Source organism: Paraburkholderia sp. ZP32-5 (assembly GCF_021390495.1).
Lineage (GTDB): Bacteria > Pseudomonadota > Gammaproteobacteria > Burkholderiales > Burkholderiaceae > Paraburkholderia.
Window position 1 is genome coordinate 2,100,184 of the sequence record NZ_JAJEJP010000001.1, and the last position, 22,892, is coordinate 2,123,075.

Annotated in this window: 17 protein-coding genes; 9 read left to right on the forward strand and 8 right to left on the reverse strand. The window is 63.6% G+C overall.

The features are described from left to right. Positions 1-299 precede the first annotated feature (299 nt). The 6 genes from L0U82_RS08870 to L0U82_RS08895 form a co-directional block, all read right to left on the reverse strand. A complete protein-coding gene (locus L0U82_RS08870) occupies positions 300-2,390 on the reverse strand; it encodes a phosphocholine-specific phospholipase C (protein ID WP_326489715.1) in 2,091 nt (696 codons plus the stop codon). 12 nt (positions 2,391-2,402) lie between these two features. After that, complete coding sequence (locus L0U82_RS08875) at positions 2,403-2,978, reverse strand: cytochrome b (protein WP_233830102.1); 576 nt, start codon at positions 2,976-2,978, stop codon at positions 2,403-2,405. A 193-nt stretch (positions 2,979-3,171) separates the two neighbouring features. Next, positions 3,172-6,327, reverse strand: coding sequence for an acetoacetate--CoA ligase (locus tag L0U82_RS08880; RefSeq protein WP_267929325.1), 3,156 nt, complete (start codon positions 6,325-6,327; stop codon positions 3,172-3,174). A gap of 432 nt (positions 6,328-6,759) precedes the next feature. Continuing rightward, positions 6,760-7,923 (reverse strand): AAA family ATPase, encoded by a 1,164-nt coding sequence (locus L0U82_RS08885; RefSeq protein WP_233830105.1) that lies wholly within the window; start codon positions 7,921-7,923, stop codon positions 6,760-6,762. 63 nt (positions 7,924-7,986) lie between these two features. Beyond that, the gene (locus L0U82_RS08890) at positions 7,987-9,012 is read right to left on the reverse strand and encodes a 3-hydroxybutyryl-CoA dehydrogenase (protein ID WP_233830106.1); all 1,026 of its coding nucleotides are present in this window, start codon (positions 9,010-9,012) and stop codon (positions 7,987-7,989) included. Continuing rightward, a complete protein-coding gene (locus tag L0U82_RS08895) occupies positions 9,009-10,112 on the reverse strand; it encodes an NAD/NADP-dependent octopine/nopaline dehydrogenase family protein (RefSeq protein WP_233830109.1) in 1,104 nt (367 codons plus the stop codon). Before L0U82_RS08895 ends, L0U82_RS08890 begins: the two co-directional genes overlap by 4 nt. Positions 10,113-10,377: 265 nt before the next feature. Here L0U82_RS08895 and L0U82_RS08900 point away from each other — a divergent pair, with 265 nt between their 5' ends. Together L0U82_RS08900 and L0U82_RS08905 are read left to right on the forward strand one after the other, a co-directional pair. After that, positions 10,378-11,373 carry an AraC family transcriptional regulator gene (locus L0U82_RS08900; protein ID WP_233830111.1) on the forward strand — a complete coding sequence of 332 codons (996 nt, stop codon included), beginning with the start codon at positions 10,378-10,380 and terminating at the stop codon, positions 11,371-11,373. Continuing rightward, the gene (locus L0U82_RS08905; protein WP_233830113.1) at positions 11,370-12,395 is read left to right on the forward strand and encodes a LysR family transcriptional regulator; all 1,026 of its coding nucleotides are present in this window, start codon (positions 11,370-11,372) and stop codon (positions 12,393-12,395) included. Before L0U82_RS08900 ends, L0U82_RS08905 begins: the two co-directional genes overlap by 4 nt. Positions 12,396-12,481: 86 nt before the next feature. On the opposite strand, the gene L0U82_RS08910 is transcribed toward L0U82_RS08905, so the two are convergent. Continuing rightward, entirely contained in the window at positions 12,482-13,576 is a 1,095-nt protein-coding gene (locus L0U82_RS08910; protein ID WP_233830116.1) for a porin, read from the reverse strand. Between the two features lie 414 nt (positions 13,577-13,990). Here L0U82_RS08910 and L0U82_RS08915 point away from each other — a divergent pair, with 414 nt between their 5' ends. The 7 genes from L0U82_RS08915 to L0U82_RS08945 all read left to right on the forward strand — a co-directional run bounded on the left by L0U82_RS08915 (position 13,991) and on the right by L0U82_RS08945 (position 21,666). Then, the gene (locus L0U82_RS08915) at positions 13,991-15,412 is read left to right on the forward strand and encodes a spinster family MFS transporter (protein WP_233830118.1); all 1,422 of its coding nucleotides are present in this window, start codon (positions 13,991-13,993) and stop codon (positions 15,410-15,412) included. Positions 15,413-15,697: 285 nt separating this feature from the next. Continuing rightward, complete coding sequence (locus L0U82_RS08920) at positions 15,698-17,053, forward strand: MFS transporter (RefSeq protein ID WP_233830120.1); 1,356 nt, start codon at positions 15,698-15,700, stop codon at positions 17,051-17,053. Positions 17,054-17,111: 58 nt separating this feature from the next. Further along, positions 17,112-18,329, forward strand: coding sequence for an acyl-CoA dehydrogenase family protein (locus tag L0U82_RS08925; protein WP_233830125.1), 1,218 nt, complete (start codon positions 17,112-17,114; stop codon positions 18,327-18,329). Between the two features lie 18 nt (positions 18,330-18,347). After that, the gene (hpaC, locus tag L0U82_RS08930) at positions 18,348-18,866 is read left to right on the forward strand and encodes a 4-hydroxyphenylacetate 3-monooxygenase, reductase component (protein ID WP_233830126.1); all 519 of its coding nucleotides are present in this window, start codon (positions 18,348-18,350) and stop codon (positions 18,864-18,866) included. 2 nt (positions 18,867-18,868) lie between these two features. Beyond that, positions 18,869-19,570: an ethyl tert-butyl ether degradation protein EthD gene (locus L0U82_RS08935; RefSeq protein WP_233830128.1), complete on the forward strand. Its 702-nt coding sequence runs from the start codon at positions 18,869-18,871 to the stop codon at positions 19,568-19,570. A gap of 117 nt (positions 19,571-19,687) precedes the next feature. Continuing rightward, positions 19,688-20,608: a LysR family transcriptional regulator gene (locus L0U82_RS08940; RefSeq protein WP_233830130.1), complete on the forward strand. Its 921-nt coding sequence runs from the start codon at positions 19,688-19,690 to the stop codon at positions 20,606-20,608. 173 nt (positions 20,609-20,781) lie between these two features. Next, on the forward strand, positions 20,782-21,666 hold the full coding sequence (locus L0U82_RS08945) for a hypothetical protein (RefSeq protein ID WP_233830132.1): 885 nt from the start codon (positions 20,782-20,784) through the stop codon (positions 21,664-21,666). Positions 21,667-21,752: 86 nt separating this feature from the next. Here the strand turns inward: L0U82_RS08945 and L0U82_RS08950 are convergent, their stop codons facing one another. Then, on the reverse strand, positions 21,753-22,868 hold the full coding sequence (locus tag L0U82_RS08950) for an NADH:flavin oxidoreductase (RefSeq protein ID WP_233830134.1): 1,116 nt from the start codon (positions 22,866-22,868) through the stop codon (positions 21,753-21,755). Between the last annotated feature and the right edge of the window lie 24 nt (positions 22,869-22,892).

The following is a 22,892-nucleotide window of genomic DNA, read 5'->3' on the forward strand; positions in this document are numbered from 1 at the left end:
CTGCTGGAGTGGTGGTGAGTTGATAATACAACGTAATACGAGATATATACAACACTCACCAAATCTTTAACACGACATTAGTACTATAATGTCGTGTTTATGAGAAGGCAGGCTTTTTCAACGTTGATGTCTGTCTATTGAGGAAATTTGGAGCTATGCGGCCGTCAGCGATGCGTCGAGCCAATGAAACTGGCGCAATGCCATGCATTTGTGGCGCCCAACTGGCCGTAGCGGCCGGAACCGGTGTCGGTCACCAAAAACTGGATAGCCAGATATCTGGATAACCCCGTAACGAAAACCTACGCAGCAGCCGGATCGCTAATCAGATCGCGCCCATTTTCAAGGCGCCCTGCGAAGCGCCGCAGGAAGGCTGGCTCGGTATCGGCGGTCACGCTCAGGTCGTACCAGTTGCCATGCGCGGCGACGAGCCAGCTCATGCTGAGTTCGCTGCCGGCGGCCACGAAAAACGTCCATTGGTTTTTGCCGCTGCGATAGGCATTCGATCTGACCGTCAACCGGCAATCGGCATCGCCCGCATTCCGCATGGTCACGCGGACCGCATCATTCGCGATGTCGTAACTCAGCACGGCTTCCGGCTGCGCCGTCTTCAAACCCTGCCTTCGACCGAAATCGCCGCGAAAAATCCGCAGGAAGCCATTCGCACCATGCAACGCAATCGAGTACCTCGTGCCGTTCAGCTGAGACCGCGTCCAGCTATCGGTCAGTTGCGTGCCGGGATCGAGCGCATATCGACGTGGCAAGCGAGTGCCAGCCACGAGATCGTACGCGGCAAACGCCGCCCCGCTTTTTCCGCTGTTGGTGAGCAGAAGCGAGAATTCGCCGTTAGCCGGATCGACGCTGGCATCGGCGCGAAACTCATAAGGCAATGCGCGCGAAGCTCGCGTACCGGACTCCTGCTTCGGCATCGACTGGATTGTCGGAACCGATGGCGCGGGCAACGAGCTGCATTGCAGATTAGCGCGCGCGACATAGGCGCTCGTGTCCGGTAACGCGGGCCAGCTTGCATCCGGCTTCTGAAAATTGAACGCCGACGTCAGATCGCCGCAAATCGAGCGGCGCCACGCGCTGATGTTGCGGCAATGAAGCCGGAATCGTCGCTCGATAAATTGAATCACCGACGTATGATCGAACACCTCCGAACAGACGTAGCCTCCTCTGGACCACGGCGACACTACGGTCATCGGCACACGAAATCCAAGCCCGATCGGCAGACCGTCATAAAGCTCGCCCGTCGTCGCGACGGTGGTCTTCCCCTCGGCGTCGCTACCCGGTGGTGTGGGCGGCGGCAGATGATCGAAAAAGCCGCCCTGCTCGTCGTAGTTCAGCAGGAACACCGTCCGTGACCACACTTCGGGTTGGGCTGCCAACGCGGCCAACAATCTTGCGCTCAGGTCCTCCCCCGCCTGTGGGTGATAGTTCGCGTGCTCGGACAGCGCTGTCGGCGCGATGATCCACGAGACCTGCGGCAGCCTGCCCGACGCGACATCCGCCGCGAAGGCCTGAGCGATATCGGCAACCGTCGCCATGCCCTTACGGTACAGCGCGCTCGTCGGCAGGGCCGATTTGAAGCTGTGAAAGAACGCGAGCGCGTTATCGTCGAAGTTATCGGCCTGCTGATAGACGCGCCAGCTCACGCCGGCCGTCTCGAGCATTTCGGCCACGGTTTGCCATTTGAATCCCTGGGTCGACTCGGCATTGTCCAGCGCCGGTTCGAAGCCGGCGGAAAGACCGCTGCTGCCGCTGAACAGATGCAAGCGGTTCGGGTTGGTCTGCGTAAACGTCGACGCGTAGTACTGGTCGCAGATCGTGAAGGCATCGGCGAGTGCGTAGTAGAACGGCAGATCGTCGCGCGAGAAATAACTCATGCCGAGTCCCGGTTGACGCGCCGTATTCCACGCGTTGCAAAGCCCCTTGTTCCACATCGCAATGTCGGTCAGGTAGCTCATCGACGGCGCTTTCGCGCAGGTCGCGCTGGTGGTCGCCGTACTGATGTGGAATGGCAGCATGTAATGCGTGCCCGTCGGTTGCTTCCATACCGGGTTGCCGTTCGGCAAGCTGATAACGGTCCGGTCGTTGAATCCGCGCACGCCGCGCAGCTTGCCGAAGTAGTGGTCGAACGAGCGGTTTTCCTGCGTGAAGATCACGATGTGCTCGACATCGTCGATCGTGCCGGTCGTGGCCTTTGCCGGCGTCGCCAGTGCGTCGCGAATCCAGCCCGGCAGCCATGCCGCCGCCAACGAGCCGCCCAAAGAGCCTGCCGTGACACGCAGGAAATCACGGCGTGGCCTCGCGCGGCCGCTGCTGCCCTGTCCTGCCGCGTCGGCTTTGCCCCCGCCCTTCCGTAATCGCCGGTGACGTTCGCTGTCCACGGCATCTCCCGCTCAACTATCGCGTGCCGCGTCGCTCGACGGCCCGGCGCCCGGCAGCATCCGCCGCATGACGTGGTCTTTCAGAACAAAACGATGGAACAACGCGGCCAGAATGTGCAGGACGATCAGCGCGAACAGCACCCATGCGAGGATGCCGTGGACATCGCCCATCGCGTGGCCGAATGGCGAGCCTGTCGGGCTCAACGACGGATAAGGCACGACGCCCGCGAGGTGAACCGACCAGCCGCGCGAAGACGCGTTGATCCAGCCAAGCAGCGGCACGAGCAGTAAGCAGATATAGAGGAAAAGGTGGGTCACGCGGGAAGCGAGACCGAGCAACGGCGGCAGGTCGTCCGGCGCGGGCCGGTGGGTCAGCCGCCACACAACTCGCAGCACCATCACGGCTATCAGCGCCGCGCCGACGCCAAGGTGCCACGCTATCAGCCCGACGGGCTGTGTGTCCTTATGCACGTCGGGCATCGTCCAGCCGATCAGAAACTGCGCTGCGATCAACAGCACCGTCAGCCAGTGCAGGATGCGCGCGACGATGCCGTAGGCGGGTGCCCTGCCGTCGTAGGGTTCGATCACTTAGACTCCGCGCGTTGTTCTGGCCGAGCCGAATCGGCCTGGCTCAGGGTTTTCAGATTTTTTTCAACCAATGTCATGGATCATGGCATCGCATGGATCATGACATTGGAACGGCTCCCTAGCGTAACGGCATTTTCTTAAGGATTTCTGACGTCGGGGATGCCGCTGCGCGGACCGCGGACATCAACATCAGTCAGCCGGCGGTCGATGGCCTCGGTGCATATGCTGCGCCCACGGGTTCAACGCGCACCTTGTTGCCCGCACTCAAGCCCCGGTCCAACGCCGCCGCCACTGCCTGCACGTTCGGCTCGGCAATCATATCGACGTGGTCGCACGCCACCTCGACGACCTCCAGTCCCGCGCGAGCCAGATGCCGCCACAGCAGCAGCTGATTGCTGCGGTAAGTTTGCGCGATCGTCCCGTGCACATAGACGATCGGTCCGGCGCGATAAGGCTGCGGGCGATACATCGTCATCGCGACCCGCAACGTCTCGCGCACCGTTCGCAGCGCGTCCGGCATCACCACGTTATGGCTGTCCGGGCGATGTGCCATGTGTCCGCTGCGCATCCGCACGTTATCGGCCGCGTTCGCGAGTTTGTCCTTCATATAGCCGGCGAGTTGTGACGTCGGCACCGCGCGCAGCTTGTGCCAGTGCCAGGCCGCGAAGCCATAGTTGTGCCGCAGCCACGCACGCCAGGGCAGACAGCGTTCGCTTGCATAGGTGTCGATCAAGCACAGAAAATCGACCTGCTCGCGAGCGCCGGACAGTTGTTGCGCGATCTCGACCGCAATCAGGCCGCCGAACGAATAACCGGCCACCGCGTAGGGCCCGGTTGGCTGCACGCTGCGCATCTGCCGGATATAGCTGGCCGCGATGTCGTGCACACGTGCCTGCGCCGGCCGCTCGCCGTCGAGCCCTTGCGCCTGCAAACCTAGCACCGGCCGCGGACTCTGCATCGCGCCGACCAGCGTCCAGCACTCCATCACGGTACCGCTGACGCCATGAATAAAGAACAGCGGCGAGCCGGTGCCCGTGCGCATCGGTACGACGGTCGGCGACGAACCTGGCACTGCGCCGTCGTCGAGTTCCGCGGCGAGACGCGAGATGGTCGGTGCGATCAGCAGCGTCGCGAGCGGTATCTTGCGGCCAGTCGACAGATAGATACTCGCGAGCAGTCTCGCCGCGAGCAGCGAATTGCCGCCCAGTTCGAAAAAGTTATCGTCCCGGCCGATCGGCGCGAAGTCCAATAGCCTCTCCCACTGCGTTTGCAAATGCCGCTCCAGACTCTCGCGCGACTCCCCTACCGGCGCCAGCTCGCGTGTTGCCAGATTCAACGCGGGATGATGACGGATCGCGTCCAGACATTCGGGGTTACGCAGCGCCGCTGTGTTGGTGACCGGCAAACCGCTGATTGCATTGCGCGCGGCGGCTTCCGAAAACTTGCCGTTATGCGTGACCGGCAACCCATCGACCGCGATGATCCGGTCAGGCACATGCGCCGGCGACGCGCGGCGGGCAAGCTCGCGACGCACCCGCGCGGCCAGCGCGGCATTCAGCCCGATGCCCTGTTGCAGCACCAGCATCAGCACGGTGCGCGCTTCCACGGTGGTCGCGTGCCCCTGATCGTCCAGCGTGTTGTGCGCCGGCTGCTGAATGACCATTGCCTCGCGGATTTCGTGGATGTCGTTCAGTACCCGGTAGATCTCCCCGGGCCCGACGTTGATGCCGCGCACATTCAGCACACCGTCCGTGCGGCCGTGCAGGCGTGCGCTGCCTTGCGGCGAGAACTCGATCAGATCGCCGTGCGTCCATACGCCCGGATTGCTCGAGAAGTACGCGGCGTGAAAGGCGGCACCGCTCGCGTCGCCGAACAGCCCGAGCGGACGCGAAGGAAACGGATTCGCGCAGACCAACTCGCCGATCCCGTCGGTCGGCACGCCGTGCGCGCGAGCCTGCACATCGAGTGCAAGTGTCTTGCATTGGGCCTCGCCCGCGTAGACCGGCAGGTTCGGATTGCCGAGCACGAAGCAGCCGAGGATATCGGTGCCGCCCGAAATCGACTGTAGCGGCAGATGCTTCACGTTATCGCGCACCCAGCGAAACTGGGCGTCGAACAGCACCGCGCCGGTCGACATCATCGCGCGCAATGCGCCGAGATCGAATTGCCGCCCCGGCACGAGGCCGGCGTCCTCGCTCATCCGCAGATACGCGGGACTCGTGCCGAACACCGTGACGCGCTCATCGGCGACCAGACGCCACAATGTATCGACGTTCGAAATCGGCCCGTCATAGGTGACGATTTCGACACCGGACGCCAGCGCCGACAACTGCCAGTTCCACATCATCCATGCGCAACTGGTGTGAAAGTACATCCGGTCGCCGGGCCGTAAATCGCTATGCAGCCGATGCTCCTTCAGATGCTCGAGCAAACTGCCGCCGGCACCGTGTACGATGCATTTCGGCTTGCCGGTGGTGCCCGACGAGAACATCACGAAAAGCGGCTGATTGAAAGCAAAGCGCCGCCATTCGAAGCGTGCAGGGTCGCCTCGGCTGGTCACTTCGTCGAGCGAATAAACGCGTTGTTGGACCGTGTCCGGCAGCGCGCCGTCATCCAGACGCACGACACCTTCGAGCGACGACAACGCCGCCGCCAGTTCGGCAATCTTTTGCGCGACCGGCATACCCGCGTCGGCACTCTGCGCGGCCGTGTGCGCGAACAGCAGTCGCGGCGCGAGCGGGGTGAAGCGGTCGAGAATCGTCTCGACGCCCATCTCGGGGGCGGCCGTCGATAACGTTGCACCGAGCGCGGCGACCGCGAGCGCGGTGATAACAGCTTGCGCGTCGTTGCGCATCACGCAGACCACGCGGTCCCCGTCGCGCAGTCCCCATTGCCTGAGTGCATCGGCGAGACGCGCGACGCGCTCGCGCAATTCACCGCGCGTCAGCCGGACTCGCCGGCCGTCCGCATGACACGCGGTCAGCGCGGGCGCATCGGCATTCGCGAGCGCGAAACTCAGCAGATTGTCCGCGTAGTTCAGTTCGAGTTGCGGAAAAAACGTCGCGTGTTCGCATTCATCGCCGACGCAAACCGGATCGAGGCTGCCCGCCCAATCGAGTCCTTGCGACCATTCGACGAACACGCGCCAGAACGTTCGGTACTCCCGCACAGAGAAGTCGTGCAGCCTTTGATAGGTGTCGAGAATCTGGTTCGTGTGCGCTTGCAACGCCGCGGTGAAAGCAGTCATTTGCGACGCGGCGGCGCACTCGGCGGTGTTGATATAAACAGGGGTGCGTTCCAACGGAGCTGCAGCGCAAAGCGATGCGCCAGACAGTTCAAGGCGATCCATCTATCCCTCCATGGAGGTGCGGAAAATGCCGGATTTCATTTGCTCGGAATCTTCTGTCTAACCAATCCTATTTAACGATGCTCGCGCGTTATGTGCGGAAACGCACCATTAAAAAAGGGGCTTTATGAGTTCACCTGGAGAGCCGCCAGAGGCCTTCAATCGCGCACGCAAATAGCATCTCCTTCGCCGATGCCGAAAGCATCGCGACGGCGGGAAATGCTTATTGGATATGCGTTTTCGGTGAGTGCGGGGGGCAGTATCCGTTCCGGGTCATTCCGGATTAAACGGGTCCACGTCAGCGGTTATTCCCGCTTTCTATTTAAATAGCGATCACATTTTTATTCGACAAAACCCGTGCCAGAAATCATCCGATTTAAAGCATGAAAGACCGGTATCGGTATATCGATGAGCAACGCTATCGGCTTTCGCCGTTCATCGCGCGGACCACTTCCACGCGGGGATATCGAGTTCGTCGTCACCCACGATGCGGGTCGCGCCGAGCTGCTTGTCGAGCACGATCGACTGGCTCGCGGTTTCACGTTCGAGCGCCGCGATGAGCCGTGTCGCATGCGACACGACGATGACCTGCGAGCGGGTCGACGCATCGGCGATGAGCCGCGCGAGAGCCGGCAGCAGATCGGGATGCAGACTCGTCTCGGGCTCGTTCAACACCAGCAACGCGGGTGGCCGCGGCGTCAGCAACGCGGCGACCAGCAGCAGATAACGCAGCGTGCCGTCGGATAGTTCGCGTGCCTTTAGCGGGCGCAGCAGTCCGTGCTGACGCATCGTGACTTCGAAGTATCCGTCGTGGTTCGTCACCGCAATTTGAGAGCCGGGAAACGCATCTTCGATCGCCGCATCGAGCGCGGCCGGATTGCCGATCTCCAGGATCGTTTGCAGCGCGGCCGCGAGATCCGCGCCGTCGTTCGATAGCACCGGCGTATGCGTACCGATCTGCGGTTGGCGCGAAGGCGCCGCAGTGTCGGTACGAAAGTGATCGTAGAAGCGCCACGAGCGGATCTGCTCGCGTACCGCGATCATCTCGGGTGCCGTTTTCGGATCGGCGAACTCGGTCAGCATGCTGTCGAAGCTCGCGATCGGTTGAGCGACGGCGCTCCACTCGCCGGCATCGTCGCGCGTGCGCAGTGCGGCGCCGCGTCGATCCACGAGCAACGCGGACGGACGCAACACGGCGCCGCTCCAGATGCATTCACGCTTGACGATCGGATCGCGCTGGAACTGCGAGTTTCCAGGCAGCGGCAGGCCCAGGTCGATCGCGTAGCCCCATGCATCGCCGGCGAAGCCGAGCCGCAGGCTCACGGGCTCCGTGCGCGCCGTGCCCTGCACCGGTTGCTCGCCTGAGAGCATGCCGCGCGAAAAGCGCTCCGGACCGGCCCATAGCGTCGATTGCAGGCCGCCTTCACGGGCCAGCGACGGGATCAGCTCGCCACGCGCGGTGTCGGCGAGCAGGCGTAGTCCGCGGTACAGATTCGATTTGCCGCTGCCATTCGGTCCGGTCACGACGGTGAGCGTCGTCAGCGGCACGATCAATTCGCGCAGTGAACGATATCCGGCAATCGCGAGTGTGGTTAGCATGTCAGGCTCTGGTGTCGATGGCGAATCAGGTGCCACACGATACCAAAGCCGACGCTGCTCGGATCATGGGTTAGACGTTGCGCAGGTCACATCGAGCGCCGAGTTATAGCGTGAGGCCAGCCCCAGATGTTCGAGCAGCCGGCCGAACTCGCCGAGCCGGTGCTTCACATAAGCGGGCACCTCGACGTCCGCGTAATCGTAAAAGCCCTTGCCGGTGCGAATCCCGTCGCGCCCTTCGTCCATATGCCGCGTGATGATGCCGGCCGGTTCGAAGCGCGAATCGATCTCCTTCGCGAGGTAGTGCGACGCGTAGTAGAGAATGTCGCAACCGCCCCAGTCGATAAATTCGAGCAGCCCAAGCACCGAGAAGCGCAGACCGAAGCCCGTTCTCACCGCGGTATCGATGTCCTGCGCGCTCGCGACGCCCTCCTCGACCATGCGGGCCGCTTCGTTCATCACGAGCGCCTGCAGACGCGGCACGATGTACCCCGCCGATGGCGCGCATTCGACCGGCGCCTTGCCGATACGCCGCAGCAGTGCCTTCAGTCGCGCAAGCACCGAGGGATCGGTGCGGTCGTCGCGGCTGATCTCGACGAGTGGCATCAGATGCGCGGGATTGAGCCAGTGGGCGTTGACGAAGCGCCGCGGCTGCGTGACCAGCCGTTGCAGATCGGTGACGAGAAACGTCGACGTCGTCGACGCGATCGTCGCGTCCGCGCTTACGTGCGCACACAGCCACGCGAATGCCTGCTGCTTGGCGGCCATCACTTCGGGGACTGCTTCGAATACGACCTCGCAGTCGGGCAGCGCGGCCTCGGCGCCCGCGCGGTCGAGCACGTCGACACGCGCGAGCGCAACGGCAGCGTCGCGCGTATCGATGCGGCCGAAGTCGACCTCGGTCTGCAACTGCCGATTGATTTCACCGAGCGCGGCCGCCGCAAATTCCGCACGCGCAGCCGCGTCACGCTGCTTGAAGTCGATCAACGTCACGCGCAGGCCGGCGAATGCGAACGCCAGCGCGATGCCCTGCCCCATGCGTCCCGCGCCGAGCACGTGAACGTGCTTCACATCGGCGGCGTCGTGCGTCATGCGAGCCCCCGCGTCAGCAGATCATGCATGGCCTCGCGCGACAGCGCAGCGAGGCCGAGATTTTCGAGCGTGCGGCCTTCGCGATACAGATCGCGTTCCGACACCGCGCTCGCGATGCTCAAGAGCCCCTGCGCCACCGGCGTCGGCACGCCGGCCCAACGTCCGACCGATACGATCAACGACAAACCGAGCCGTGTATCTTCGAGCATATAGCGATGCGCCTTCAGGTCGATGTTCTCGCGCCAGTCGCCGCTGTCGGTCAGCTTGCCGTGCGCGCCGCGTCCATACATCCATTCATCGCCGTCGCTCGCGTAGTGATCGGCGAGCGGAAAATGCGGCGCGCGATAACCCAACGCTTCGCGCACGGCGATCCGCTCCGCGTCGAGCGCGCTCGTTACACGGCGAATCGACGCCTGCGTGCCTTCGTTATGGATGTCCCAGGATTCGAAGTGTTCGAGCGGTCCGGCGTTCATCATGATCAGCGGCGGATGGATCATGGGCCCCGCGTTCATCAGCGCGCCGCTCAACGCATCCTCGATCGGCTCGACGCTCGGGTAGCCTTCCTTCAGCACGGGAAGCGCCCAGTCCGCCGCGCTGGCGGGCAGCACGCCGGTCGGCAGACGGGTCGCGTATGCGCTGATGACCACGTCGTTTTCGCCATGGCGCCGCACCAGATACGGCAACGTACCGGTTTCCGCGAATGCGACGCGCGCGCGATTGCCCGCGTCGGCCATCGCCTTCGCGAACACATAGCTGCCGAACGTGCCGGGCGGCAGATAAACCACCTGGCCGTCGGCGAGATGCGGCGCGAGCTGCGCAGCGAGCGATTCGTGCGTCGTCGACGGCAGCGGAATCACGATGAGCCGCGCGTCGCGCACCGCGCTGCCGAGATCGTCGGCCAGATGGATTGCGCCGCGCGCGTCGCCCACCGGTACGCGTCGCGTGCCGCGCCAGTCCTTCACGTTCAGCTCGCCGAGTTCGCGTAGACGCGCGCAAGCCGCCGTATCGCGTCGCCACCATGTAACGTCGTGGCCTTTTTCGAGCATGTCGATCGCCGCGGCGAAACAACCATGGCCGCCACCCAGTACGCTAACTTTCATTGTTCGCCTCCTCGTGCAATGTATGCAATGTGTGCAATGGCATCGAGATTAAGCGGACGGGCCGCGCGCCGCAGTTCGACACGCGCAGGCACTGTTCAACCCAGGCAACGCAATCGCCACTGAGCCACTGAACCACAAAGCACGCGCACGCATCCGCGTACGCAGCGGCATATGAGGGTGAATCCGTTCTTGCGCGGACTTATTGACCAGCGGATCATGCACGCGAGGCTTTACGCCGTTTCTGTTTCTTCTAGAGCATTGAACGATGGACATTGCGATTCCGCGCACACACAGCAACCGGCTCGGCGCATCCCGCGCGCGCGAGGACGTCCAGCGCGAAGTGGCGAAGCTGCTTTGCGAACATCGGATGGACGTCGCCGGCCATGAGCCGCTGAACGCCGCCGAACTCTATGGCGTCGCGCTGCATCGCGCGAGCCTGCTCGAACTGAGTTATGGCCGCGCGACGCATATCGACGCGGCCGAACTCGACAATCATTTTCTGTTTCGCACGACGCTCGCCGGCCATTGCGAGCTGCAATCGGGCCGCGAGCGCGTGTCGCTGTCGGCGGGCAGTCTGAGTGTGTCGTCGCCGTCGCGCGAAAGCCGCCTCAGCACCGACACGGCCTGCCGCAGCCTGCTGTTGCGCATCGACCGCGCCGCGCTCGAACTGCGTCTGGCCGAAATGCTGCAAAGCTCGCTGCGCCGCCCGCTCGTGTTCGATCTCGAAGTGGGCCGCGCGCACGGCGGCGCCGCGGTGTTCCATTCGACGCTGCGCTATCTGTGCAGCCTGTGCGAGCAGATCGACACGAGCGCGCGAGCCAACGTGCTCGGTCCCGAACTCACGCAGTGGCTGGCCACACTGTTGCTGACGCAATTGCCGCATTCGTACAGCGAGACGCTCGCGCGCGGTGCGAAGCCTCCGCTGCCCGCGCACGTCAAACGCGCGCGCGAATATATCGACGCGCATCTGGGCGACACGCTCTCCGTTGCGACGCTCGCGCAAGCAGCGGGTGTGTCGCCGCGCACGTTGCAAAACGGCTTCAGCCAGTTTCTCGACGTATCGCCCGCCGAATACATCCGCGAGCGGCGCATCGAAGCGGTGCATCGCACGCTGAAGGACGAGCCACAGCGCGGCGTCACCGACGTGCTGCTCGAACACGGCGTGCACAGCTTCGGCCATTTCGCGAAGGCGTATGCGCGCCGCTACGGCTATCCGCCTTCGGCAACCGCGAAGCGCGCCACGCAACAGCGCTTTTCATGAGCCATTCCAGCGATCTGACTCCGCCGCCCGGCGACGAATCGGCCGGCGCGCTGCGCGTACAGGACCTCGACCTGAATCTGCTGAAGACCTTCAACGCGGTCTACGCGGAGAAACACGTGGGGCGCGCCGCGCTGCGCCTCGGCATCACGCAGCCGTCGGTGAGCCATGCGCTCGGGCGCCTGCGGCTGCTGTTTCACGATGCCCTCTTCGTGCGTACCGGCGGCGGCGTCGAGCCGACACCGCGCGCGCAGCGTCTGGCCGCGTCGATCGACCGCTCGCTGTCGATCCTGCAAGCGGTGCTCGACGAAGGCGCGCAGTTTTCGCCGGCCACGTCGCGTCGCACGTTTCGTCTCTATATGAGCGATTTCGCCGAAAGCGCGTTTCTGCCGACGCTGATGCGCGAACTCGACGAACGCGCGCCCGGCGTCGTGATCGAGACGCTGCATATCGACGAAAGCCAGTTCAACGTCGCGATCGAATCCGGGCGGATCGACTTTGCGATGGGCAATTTTCCGCATGCGTTCAGCCACTTTCACCACTGCGAGCTGCTGCAGGAGCGCTATGTGCTGATGATGCCGCGCCGCGTGGCCGAGCGTTACTCGCTCGACGATCACTTCGTGCTGGACGGCGGCGCGCCGTGTGCGCTGCAGTTCATCGCGGTGAGTTCGCACCCGCAGGCGATGGCGCTGCTCGAACAGCACGGGCTCGCGGCGCGCGTGCGTGTCGCGGTGCCCAATTTCATGGTGGTGCCCGCGATACTTTATCGCTGCGATTACGCGTTGATCCTGCCGCGCACCGTGGCTCGCGCATTCGCGCCGCTCGGCGAGATGGCCGCGTTCGAGATCGCCGGCGCGGCCACATGGCCTGTCAATGCGTACTGGCATCGGCGTTTCGATGCGGACCCTGGCCATCGCTGGCTGCGCGCGCTGCTGATGGAATTGTTCCGTATCGGCACGCAGGAGCCTTACGAGAGCTGGCTCGCGATTCCGCCTAATCTGAGGTCGCCCGCGCTCAACGTGTGAATGCGGGCGAGAACGACGACGAGCGCGAACGCGAGCGCGGGCGTTGTCACCCGCGTGCTCGCGTATCTGCTTGCGTGCCCACTTGTTCAGAACGACGTCAGAATGCCCGCCACCAGCGAACTCGCGGTGGCGCCAGGCTTGCCGACCGGCACCCCGCCGCCGCCCGCGCCGTTGATCGTGAACGCCGCATGCTCGCCGTTGCGCACCATCGCCGCGCCGGTATAGAGCACCGTGCGCTTCGACAGCGGATAGTCGAGCCGCAGTCCGTACGAATCGGCGTTGCCCTCGCTGTCCGCGATCTTGCGATAGTGGCCGTAGCTGACCAGCAGCGAAGCCTTGCCGATCGGCACCGTCGCATTCAGTTCGAAGAAGTCGTTGTGCGGATTCGAATAGGCGCTCGCGACCGCCGTCGGCACGTCCGGACCGCCACGATGCCGCAGATAGATAAACGCCGGCTTGATGAAACCGAAGTCGTACGAGATTGCGCCGAGTGCATAGTTGCCGGTGCCGGTCGGACTCGTCGGCGACAGTGTCGCGGCCGTTGCGCTGCTGAACTTCTGCTGCATGTAGTCGACGTCGATCGACAGCGCACCGTTCGCGTAGTTGAGCCCGGCGCCGTAGGTGTCGCCGAGCGTCGACGGCACGTTGGTCGCGCCATTGGCGCCGCGCGAAGCGGTCGCGCGCAACAGTAGGCCGCCGATGCGCGGCGACGTATAGCGCAGCGTATTGCTGGTGCGCAGGAACGTGGGCAGCACGAAGTTGTTCGATGCATTGCCCCACGCGAGACCCGCGCCATAGCCAGGCAGGCTGTAGGTCACGAACGATGTGTGCAGCACCGTATAGGTTTCGCCGGCCTGCAAGCCGCCAAACGGGCCGGTCAATCCGACCCAGGCCTCGCGGCCGAATAGCGCGCCGTTGCCACTGATCGCGCCATTCGCTGAATTGAAGCCGTTTTCGAGCTTGAAGATCGTCGCATAGCCGCCGCCCAGATCCTCGACGCCCTTCAAACCCCATTGCGTTGCGAACAGATTGCCCGTGCCCATCCGCGCCACGTGGTTCGGCCCGAAGTTCGCATACTCGATCGACGTATCGATACGTCCATACAGCGTGATACCCGATTGCGCGAAGGCCGGCATCGCCGCCACGCCCACGAGTGAAATACACCACTTCCAGTTGGTCATCCCTGTCATCCCGGCGAGAGAGTGGAGCGTCGCTTCGTCTGCAAGTGCTCGAAGCGCGTCATGTTGTTGAAGAACCGGGGCGAGTCTAGAAAGGCCAATATCGAACGTCGATCAAACCAGCCGCATATCACTTATAGATTCGATTCATGAGCGTCGGGGCGCGCGGCTAATACGGCCGCGAACCCGCATGCACGCTCGATTTGCGGGGATGCTCCTGGTAAATCCTTTAGGCCGCTCGGTAGTTGCCAGCAGATGTCTGGGGCATTGGAGCCTTGGTCGCGGAAATTTGTTTGCGTACGCTGGCTCGACTCACCCTCGTCCGCGTGCATGCGGCAGGCCATGACTGCAACGACTGCAGCGACCGCAACGACCAAGTTCGCGCTCACAACACGATCGACCCATCGGAGAACCAGGATGACCCCCAGCGTAACCCCCGCACGACGCTATACGTACGAGTGGTACGTCGTGCTGATCTGCATGCTTGCCTATGTCTTTTCATTCGTCGACCGCCAGGTGCTCGCGCTGATGATCGAGCCGATCAAGCGCGATCTGCATCTGACCGACACGCAGTTCAGCCTGCTGCAAGGCTTCGCGTTCTCGCTGTTCTACGCGGTGATGGGCATCCCCCTCGCCTACCTCGCCGATCGCTTCGCGCGGCCGCGGATCATCGCGGCGGGCATCGCGCTATGGAGCGTCGCGACCGCGACCTGCGGAATCAGCCAGAACTTCGTGCACATGTTCGTTTCGCGGATGAGCGTCGGCGTGGGCGAAGCGTCGCTGTCGCCCGGCACTTACTCGATGCTCGCCGACTACTTCCCGAAGGAGAAACTCGGCCGCGCGGCCGGCGTCTATTCGCTCGGCTCGTTCATCGGCGGCGGCATTGCGTTTCTGATCGGCGGCTATGTGATTGCGCTGCTGAAGCAGGCTTCGATGATCACGCTGCCGCTCGTCGGCGCGGTGCATGGCTGGCAGGTCACGTTCTTTATCGTCGGGTTGCCGGGCCTTGCCGTCGCGCTGCTGTTTATCCTCACGGTGCGCGATCCGCAGCGCAAGGGGCTCGTGCAGGACGCGAGCGGCAACGCGCGGCGCGTATCGCTCGCCGATTCCGCGCGCTTTATCCGCTCGCACGGCAAGACGTTTTTTTGCCACTACATCGGCTTTTCGTTCTACGCGATGACGCTGTTCTGCCTGATGAGCTGGACGCCCGCGTTCTATATCCGCCACTTCGGCATGTCGCCGGTGCAGGCGGGTTATACGCTCGGCACGATCCTGCTGGTCGCCAATACGACCGGCGTGTTCTGCGGCGGCTGGCTCAACGACTGGCTGCTGCGCCGCGGCCGCGCGGACGGTCCGATGCTCGCCGGCTGTATCGGCGCGGCGGCGATGGTGCTGCCGGCGGCCGCGTTCACGCAGGTCGACAGTCTCAGTCTGTCGCTGACGCTGCTGGTGATCGCGATGTTCTTCGCGTCGTTCCCGATGCCGACCTCGACCGCCGCAATGCAAACGCTCGCGCCGAATCAGATGCGAGCGCAGATTGCCGCGGTGTTTCTGCTGGTGTCGAACCTGATTGGTCTCGGCATCGGCACCACGCTCGTCGCGCTGCTGACGGACAAGGTCTTCGGCTCGCCGCTCGCGGTCGGTCATTCGATGTCGATCATCAGCCTGGCTGCCGCACTGCTCGCGACCGTGCTGCTGGGATTCGGCTGCCGTCAGTTCCGTTTGAGCATCGAGCGCGAGCAGCGTCACGCGCAGAGCGCTGATGCAAGCGGGCGCGCGCTGGGTGCGGCAGATGACGTCGATGCCGTGGATGCGGCACTGAACGCGACGCGCGCCTAAGCGCGTGCCTTCAAGCATATGCACTGAGTGACTGCGCTGAGCATGCGATCCAGGCGCACCTCCTGAGCGCATCCCACGCTATGCCCAAGGGGGCATTTCGCGCCGGCCACGACCCGAGCGCGAGCCCCCTATCATGCAGCAGATTCATATCACCCATTTTTGGCCCGAATTTGACCCACGGTTTGACGGCTCATATCGTTGCCCCATGCCGCGACGACGTGACGCAACCGCGTCGCCCGGCATCTCCACAGAGCGGACCCTTCAACTTCGTGCCTGGCCCTCACCATGAACCCTGACGCCGTGAATTCTCAACTGAGCGCTGCCGTCGCCACCCATCGGCTCGCCCGGCCGAGCAGCGCAGCCCGTCGAGCCGTGATCACGGCCGTGCTCGGGCAGATCCTCGAGTGGTACGACTTTTTTCTCTATGGCACCGCGGCTGCGCTGGTGTTCGGCAAGCTCTTTTTTCCGGTCGGCAACGATCCGTTGATCGGCACCATCGCGGCCTTCGGCGGCTTTACCGTGGGCTTTATCGCGCGGCCGATCGGCGGCGTGCTGTGCGGGCATCTGGGCGACCGCTACGGCCGCAAGGTCGTGATGATGCTCACGATGCTGACGATGGGCACCGCGACCGTGCTGATGGGCGCACTGCCCACCTATCAGCAGATCGGCATCATGGCGCCGGTGCTGCTCGTGATCCTGCGCATTCTGCAGGGTCTCGCGGCGGGCGGCGAATGGAGCGGCAGCATCCTGATGATTCACGAAAGCGCGCCGGCCTCGCGGCGCGGCGCGTTGGCCGCATGGAGCCCGAGCGGCGCCGCGTTCGGCTTCGTGCTGTCCACGGCAGCCTTCATGCTCGCGCAGCACCTGTCGCACGACGATTTCCTTAGCTGGGGCTGGCGCGTGCCGTTTCTCGGCAGCGCGGCGCTCGTCGTGCTCGGTTTGTGGATGCGCCGCTCGGTCAGCGAAAGTGCCGCCTTCGCGGAGGTCAAAGCAACGCGCAACGAAAGCCGCATGCCGGTGATCGACGTGCTGCGGCAGTGTCCGCGCGAGGTGCTGACCGTGTTCGGTCTGCGCTTCGGCGAAGGTGGCGCGTCCTACATCTTCTTCGCGTTTTCGCTGGCGTATGGCCAGTTCATCGGAATCAAATCGTCGTGGATTCTCGGCGGACTCACGCTGTCGATGTTTCTGATGATCCCCGTGTCGCTGCTGGTCGGACACATCACCGACAAGGTCGGCCGCAAGCCGGTGTATCTGGTCGGCGCGATCGCGATGGTGCTGGTCGCGTGGCCTTTCTTCGCGCTGCTCGGCTCGGGCGAGTACTGGAAAGTGATGACCGCGCTGCTGCTCGCGAACAGCCTGACGCTCGGCATTCTCGAAGGCGCGCAACCCGCCTTTATCAGCGAGCTGCTGCCGGTGCATCTGCGTTATTCGGGGCTCGGTATCGGGCGAGAGATTTCCTCGGTGCTCGGCGGCGGCCTGTCGCCGATGATCGCCACCGGCCTGCTTGCGTATTACCGAAGCGCGGCACCCGTCGCGATCTATCTCGGCGCGCTCGGCCTGACTACCGTGATCGCCACCTGCTGCGCCCGCGAAACCTGGCCCAAGGCGTTGCGCGACGCGGCACGCCAGCAAGCCGAATGAAGTCTTCGGTCGGGCACCCACGTCCGACCCGTTTCAAATTTTTCCAGAGGTAATCCGTATGCATGCCCTGCAAACCGCCAGCACCGATGCCTGTGGCTCCGATCTGCGGATCATCGCCGCGCAGGACGACTATCCCGAGTACTCCGGGCCGCTTTCGCTCGACGCGCTGGTCGCCGAGGTCGAGCGCCGCCGCGATGACTTCGACGCACTGTCGCACGTGCCTCGCGACATGGTCGCGAAAATGAAGCGCGCGGGGATTTTCCGGGCCAGCACGCCGAAGCGCTTCGGCGGCGATCCGCTGCCGCCGCACCAGTTTCTCGCGATGCTCGAACGCATTGCGATTGCCGACGGCTCGACCGCGTGGGTCGCCGCGTTCGGCTCGGCGAACACCTACCTGGCAGCATTGCCGCTCGACACGCAGGAAAAACTCTACGAGAACGGACCCGACCAGGTGTTCGCCGGCGGCCTTTATCCGCTGCAAAAAGCGCAGCGCGCACCGGGCGGCTTCCGGGTCAGCGGGCAATGGCGCTTTGCGAGCGGCTGCAAGGGCGCGGACTGGATCGGCGTGGGCATCGGCGGCACGCCCGCCAATGCCGGCGAGCCGAACGCCGGCAAGCCGTTCACGGCCGTGTTTCCGGCGAGCGAAGTCGAAATCGTCGACAACTGGAAGGTGGTTGGCATGCAAGGCACCGGCAGCCACGACCTGCGACTGAAGGACAAATTCGTCGACGAGGCCTGGACCTTCGTGCGCGGTGGCGCCGCACTGATCGACGAACCGCTCTATCGCTACCCGGCCGTCGCCTATCAGGCGCAGGTGCATGCGAGCGTGAACATCGGTCTCGCGCGCGCCGCGCTCGATCTGCTCGCGGGCATGTCGGGTGTCACGCAAACCACCACCGGCGCACCGCGTCTCGCCGATCGCGCCTACTACCGCTCGGGCCTCGCGCAAGCCGAGGCGCGTCTGCGCAGTGCGCGCGCGTTCTTCTTCGAGTCCGCCGAAGCGGCATGGCAAACGATTCTCGCCGGTGACCCGATCGCACCGGCCGAGGCGAATATTCTGCGCCTGAGCGCGACGCACGCCGCGCACACCTGCGCGGATGTCGTGATGGACGCCTACAAGATGGCGGGCATCGGCGCGATCTATCAGGAAAGCCGCTTGCAACGGCTCGTTCGCGATTCGATCGTCGTGACGCAGCACGCGTTTCTCGGCGAAGGCACCTATGACGCGTCCGGTGCATTGTTCGTCGGCATTGCGCCGGTGACGCCCTACCCTTGAGCGAGGAGTCCCGCTGCGATGACCGACGATCAAACGCGACTGAGCTTTCGCAACGCCATGGCCTCGCTCGCGGCGGCCGTCAACGTGATCACCACCGACGGCCCGCGCGGACGCTGCGGCATCACCGCCAGCGCGGTCTGCTCGGTGACCGATACACCGCCGACGATGCTCGTCTGCGTCAATCAGTCGAGCTATGTGCATGACGTGTTGCGCGATAACCGGCAACTGTGCATCAACGTGCTCGGTGCGCAAGGCCAGGAACTGGCGCGCGTTTTCGCGGGCATGACCGGTTGCTCGATGGCTGAGCGCTTCGAGCGCTGCGAGTGGCAGCCGGGCCGGCTGGCGATGCCGGTGCTCGCCGATGCGATCGCGAGTCTCGAAGGCACGGTGTGCGAAAACAGAACGGTGGGCTCGCACTCGGTGTTCTTCGTGAGGATCGAGCACATCGCGTTGCGCGACGAAGGCGACGGTCTGATCTATTTCGACCGGCAATTTCACCGGCTCGCGCGCGCGGCCGTGACTTCGGTGGCGGGGTGAGCATGCAGGTCTGTCTGTTTCTCGAAGCGACGGCCGGTGCCGAATCGCCGCTCGATGCCTGCGCGCTGATGCACGCCGCGAGCGATATCGCGGGGCTGGCTCAACTGATCGTGCACGAGCCGGTATCGCATCAGCATGGTGCGGATACGGCACGAGACCCAGCGACGCCGTCGTGCATGCTGCAATGGTATTTCGATGACCTCGACGCGCTGGAACGCGCGCTCGCACCATCAGGCAGCGTCGATCGCGCACTGCGGCGCGCCGCGTTCGCGACGCTCGACGAATCCACGTTCTCGCAGCAGGTGATGGCCGTGCGCAAGCTCTCGCCGCCCGAGGCGATGCCGATGAACGGTTGCGAGCAGCGATGCACGTATATGGTCGCTTACGAAGGCCCCGCCGACGATTTCGATGCGTGGCTCACGCATTATTTGCGGCATCATCCGCCGTTGATGCTGCAATTGCCGGCGCTGCGCGAGCTGGAAATCTACACGCGCATGGACTATTGCAGCGGCCTGCCCTTCGCGCGCACCAACCCGATGCAGCGCAATAAGGTCGTATTCGACGATGCACGCGCGCTCGCGGATGCACTCGCGTCACCGGTGCGGGACGCGATGCGTCGCGACTTCCACGCGCTGCCGCCGTATAGCGGTGCAACTCCGCATTACCCAATGCGCAGCATTTACGGTAAATTCGCGGGACCGTGACCGGCCCTGGTATTGACGCCGACTTGCCGCCGACTTGCCGTCGATGCATGGGCAAACGCCGCATGATTGCCTCAAGCGCCCCGGCACGGGCATCGCTCCCCGTTCGAGACGCAGTGCATGAGCCAACCCAACCTTGCCGGCACCGATCTGAACCTGTTGCGGGTCTTCCTCGCAATCTGGGATCTGCGCAGCCTGACCGCCGCCGGAGAGCGGCTGGCGATCACGCAACCCGCGGTCAGTCATGCACTGCGGCGGCTGCGCACACTGTTCGAAGATCCGCTGTTCGTGCGCACGCCCAACGGCATGGTGCCCACCGATGCCGCGTTTCGTCTGTATCCGCCGCTCGCGCAGGCGTTCGCGATCATCAGCGACGCCGTCCAGCAACTGGCGAAATTCGATGCCGCCACCGCGCAGCGCGTGTTCCGCATCTCGATGTCGGACATGTCGGAGTTCTACTTTCTGCCGCCGCTGCTCGCGATGCTCGACCGCGACACGCGCGGCATTCGCATCGAAGTGACCAATGTGCCGGTGGAATCGGTGAGCGCCGCGATGCGCGCCGGCGAGATCGATCTCGCGCTCGGCTATGTGCCGGGGCTCGACGCCGGTTGCGTGACGCAAACGCTATTCATCGACGAGCATGTGTGCGTGGTGCGCGCCGGCCATCCGCTGCGAAAAACCAAACCGACCCGCGAGGACCTGGCGGCATTGCGCTATGTGTATGCGAGCACCAATGCGACCGGTCACCGGATGGTCGAACAGTGGCTCGACGAGTTGAATCTGAAGCGCGAAGTGGTGCTCAGGCTGCCTCATTTCGTTGTCGCGCCCGAGATCGTCATGCATACCGATCTGGCGATCATCTTCCCGAAGAGCATTGCGCGCCGTTTCAATCGCGGCAAGGCGTTTCGCATTCTGCCGCTGCCGTTCAAGCTGCCGCCTATCGAGATCCAGGTGCACACGCATACGCAATTCGCGGCCGATCCGGGCATCGCGTGGTTGCGGCGAACGCTCTATGACATGTTTCATCAGCCGCAGCGCTAGTCACAGAGAAGTCATCAACAATTCAGCTCTCGACCCCGTGATGAGCCTTGTTTTGCTGGCCCAGAAAATGCGAGGGTTGCGCCGAGCGACGAAGTAGTTCATGGTCAAGCCTTGCGTGAACCTCATACGGCTTGCAACCCATGCACGACTGACCCGACTGAAGGAGATCGACCATGCGCGATAGCGTCGCCAGCACCGAGTCCCACTCCCCCAGCAAATCTCACAGTTCGCATTTCGCCGTAGTCGATCATTACGCCCGGGCCGCGCAGCGCAGGCTCAGCAATTTCAGCGTGATGAACGTGCTGCGCAGTTTCCCGCAGTTCATTCCGAATAGCGAAGGAAGCTATAAGGCCCGAGCGAAGCTCACGGTCGATGCGATCAACCAGACGCTTCCTCTCTTGAGCGAGCTGGCGGCTTCGGTCGGAAGGCCGCGGGCGCCCGTCATCGAAATCGCCGACTTTCCGGCCAATGACGAACAACGGCAGGCCGCGGCTGCGCTGAAGGAGTACCTCGACGCTCGAGGCAGCGACAAGTCGAGCTATCACAGCTATCACCATCTGTACGGTGCGATCCTTGCGGATCGCGAGGCCATGCGCTCGGTGATCGAAATCGGCATAGGCACGCATCATTCCGACACCGTTTCGTACATGGTCAGAGGCGAGGCTGGCGGATCGCTCAGGGCGTTCAGGGATTTTCTGCCTTTCGCGCAGATTCATGGAGCGGACATCGACCGCCGGGTTCTCTTCGAGGAAGAGCGCATCAAGACGTTCTTCGTCGACCAGACCGATCCAGCCGCTTTCGAGCAGCTCGCGAGGTCAGTGCCCGGCGAATGCGATCTCATCATCGACGATGGTCTGCACTCTCCGCACGCCAACATCCAGACGCTGATCTTCGGGTTGAAAAAAGTGAGGCTCGGCGGCTGGGTCGTGGTGGAAGACATCGCACATGACGCGCTGCCCGTTTGGCACGCCGTCAACGCGTTGCTTCCCAACCGCTATCAGACGTATATCGTCAACGAGCAGCACGCGCTGTTGTTCGCGGTGAAGCGCGTCGAATGATCGACACAGAGTGAGCACGCTTCGTGATCTGCTTTGGATCCGGGGCGCGCTCACTGCTACGCTCACTGTTGAGCTCACTGCCGCGATCAGGAAGCCAACTGTATCGCGAGTTCGTCGTCCTTGATGCTGGCGATGGGCTGCAGGATCGAGCTATCGAATTTCCTCGGTTCGCGCCCGTTTGCGAGAAGCATCGGCAGATCGGGGTTCGCGAGCGCGCCTCGCCCAACGGTGACGATGTCCGCGCCGGACGCCAGCATGTGGGCGATACGCTCCGCCGTATGCAGGCCGCCGTTCGCGGTGATCGTCACGTTCGGCGCGTACCGGCGCGCGAGTGCGACGAGGCTGTCACGCGTGCTTTCGAATGCGGGCTGCCACGCTTCGTGCTCGGTGACGTGGATGAAATCCACGCCTGCGTCGCCAAGTGTGCCGAAGATCACTTCGGCGTCCGCCTCGCCGCCTGGCCACTTTGACGTGAAGTCGTTGACCTTGCCCTGCGAGATGCGAATACCGACTGGTGCTGCATTGCCGATGCCGCGCCGTACCGAATTCACGACATCGACGAGCAGTTGCACTCGCGCCCGCGTGCTGCCACCCCAACGGTCGGTTCTGAGATTGGTGTGCGCGCCCAGAAACTGGTCGAGCAGATAGCCATTCGCGCCGTGGATCTCCACACCGCTGAATCCCGCGATGTTGACCGCGCGATGCGCGGCCTGCACGAAGCCTTGTATCGCCTCGTCGATCTCGGCATCGGTCATCTGCCGCGGTTCCGGATACGGCCCATCGCCATAATAAAATGCCATCTGTTCACCCTTGGGCCGAACGGCCGACGGCGCGACGGTGTGCGTGCGATAAACATTGCCCTGACTCAGCGCGCCTGCATGCATCAGTTGTGCGAACACGCGCGCGCCATGTGCGTGCATGTCGCGATTGAACTCGCTCCACGCCCGCGCCTGTTCGTCATCGGCGAGGCCCGGTTGAAATCGGTATCCTTGCGAGAACGCCTTGTCGGTATAGATTCCTTCTGTCGTGACGAGACCGAAGCCGCCCTTCGCGAAACGCGCGTAGTAATCGAACATCGTCTGTGTCGGGTGACCGTATTCCGTGGCGGTGATGCGTGTCATCGGGGCGACTGCGACGCGGTTGCGTACCGCGATACCGTTGCCGTTGTAGGGAGAAAGGATCTGCGAGTTAAAGTCGGTCATTTCGCGGCTCGTCAAGAAAGAGGA

What these genes read in the sequence shown, in the direction of transcription:
- L0U82_RS08935 (WP_233830128.1), top strand. Translation starts at nt 18,869, where the DNA reads ATGCAGGTCTGTCTGTTTCTCGAAGCGACGGCCGGTGCCGAATCGCCG.
- L0U82_RS08880 (WP_267929325.1), bottom strand. Translation starts at nt 6,327, where the DNA reads ATGGATCGCCTTGAACTGTCTGGCGCATCGCTTTGCGCTGCAGCTCCG.
- L0U82_RS08950 (WP_233830134.1), bottom strand. Translation starts at nt 22,868, where the DNA reads ATGACCGACTTTAACTCGCAGATCCTTTCTCCCTACAACGGCAACGGT.
- L0U82_RS08895 (WP_233830109.1), bottom strand. Translation starts at nt 10,112, where the DNA reads ATGAAAGTTAGCGTACTGGGTGGCGGCCATGGTTGTTTCGCCGCGGCG.
- L0U82_RS08905 (WP_233830113.1), top strand. Translation starts at nt 11,370, where the DNA reads ATGAGCCATTCCAGCGATCTGACTCCGCCGCCCGGCGACGAATCGGCC.
- hpaC (WP_233830126.1), top strand. Translation starts at nt 18,348, where the DNA reads ATGACCGACGATCAAACGCGACTGAGCTTTCGCAACGCCATGGCCTCG.
- L0U82_RS08945 (WP_233830132.1), top strand. Translation starts at nt 20,782, where the DNA reads ATGCGCGATAGCGTCGCCAGCACCGAGTCCCACTCCCCCAGCAAATCT.
- L0U82_RS08940 (WP_233830130.1), top strand. Translation starts at nt 19,688, where the DNA reads ATGAGCCAACCCAACCTTGCCGGCACCGATCTGAACCTGTTGCGGGTC.
- L0U82_RS08925 (WP_233830125.1), top strand. Translation starts at nt 17,112, where the DNA reads ATGCATGCCCTGCAAACCGCCAGCACCGATGCCTGTGGCTCCGATCTG.
- L0U82_RS08910 (WP_233830116.1), bottom strand. Translation starts at nt 13,576, where the DNA reads ATGACCAACTGGAAGTGGTGTATTTCACTCGTGGGCGTGGCGGCGATG.
- L0U82_RS08890 (WP_233830106.1), bottom strand. Translation starts at nt 9,012, where the DNA reads ATGACGCACGACGCCGCCGATGTGAAGCACGTTCACGTGCTCGGCGCG.
- L0U82_RS08915 (WP_233830118.1), top strand. Translation starts at nt 13,991, where the DNA reads ATGACCCCCAGCGTAACCCCCGCACGACGCTATACGTACGAGTGGTAC.
- L0U82_RS08900 (WP_233830111.1), top strand. Translation starts at nt 10,378, where the DNA reads ATGGACATTGCGATTCCGCGCACACACAGCAACCGGCTCGGCGCATCC.
- L0U82_RS08885 (WP_233830105.1), bottom strand. Translation starts at nt 7,923, where the DNA reads ATGCTAACCACACTCGCGATTGCCGGATATCGTTCACTGCGCGAATTG.
- L0U82_RS08920 (WP_233830120.1), top strand. Translation starts at nt 15,698, where the DNA reads ATGAACCCTGACGCCGTGAATTCTCAACTGAGCGCTGCCGTCGCCACC.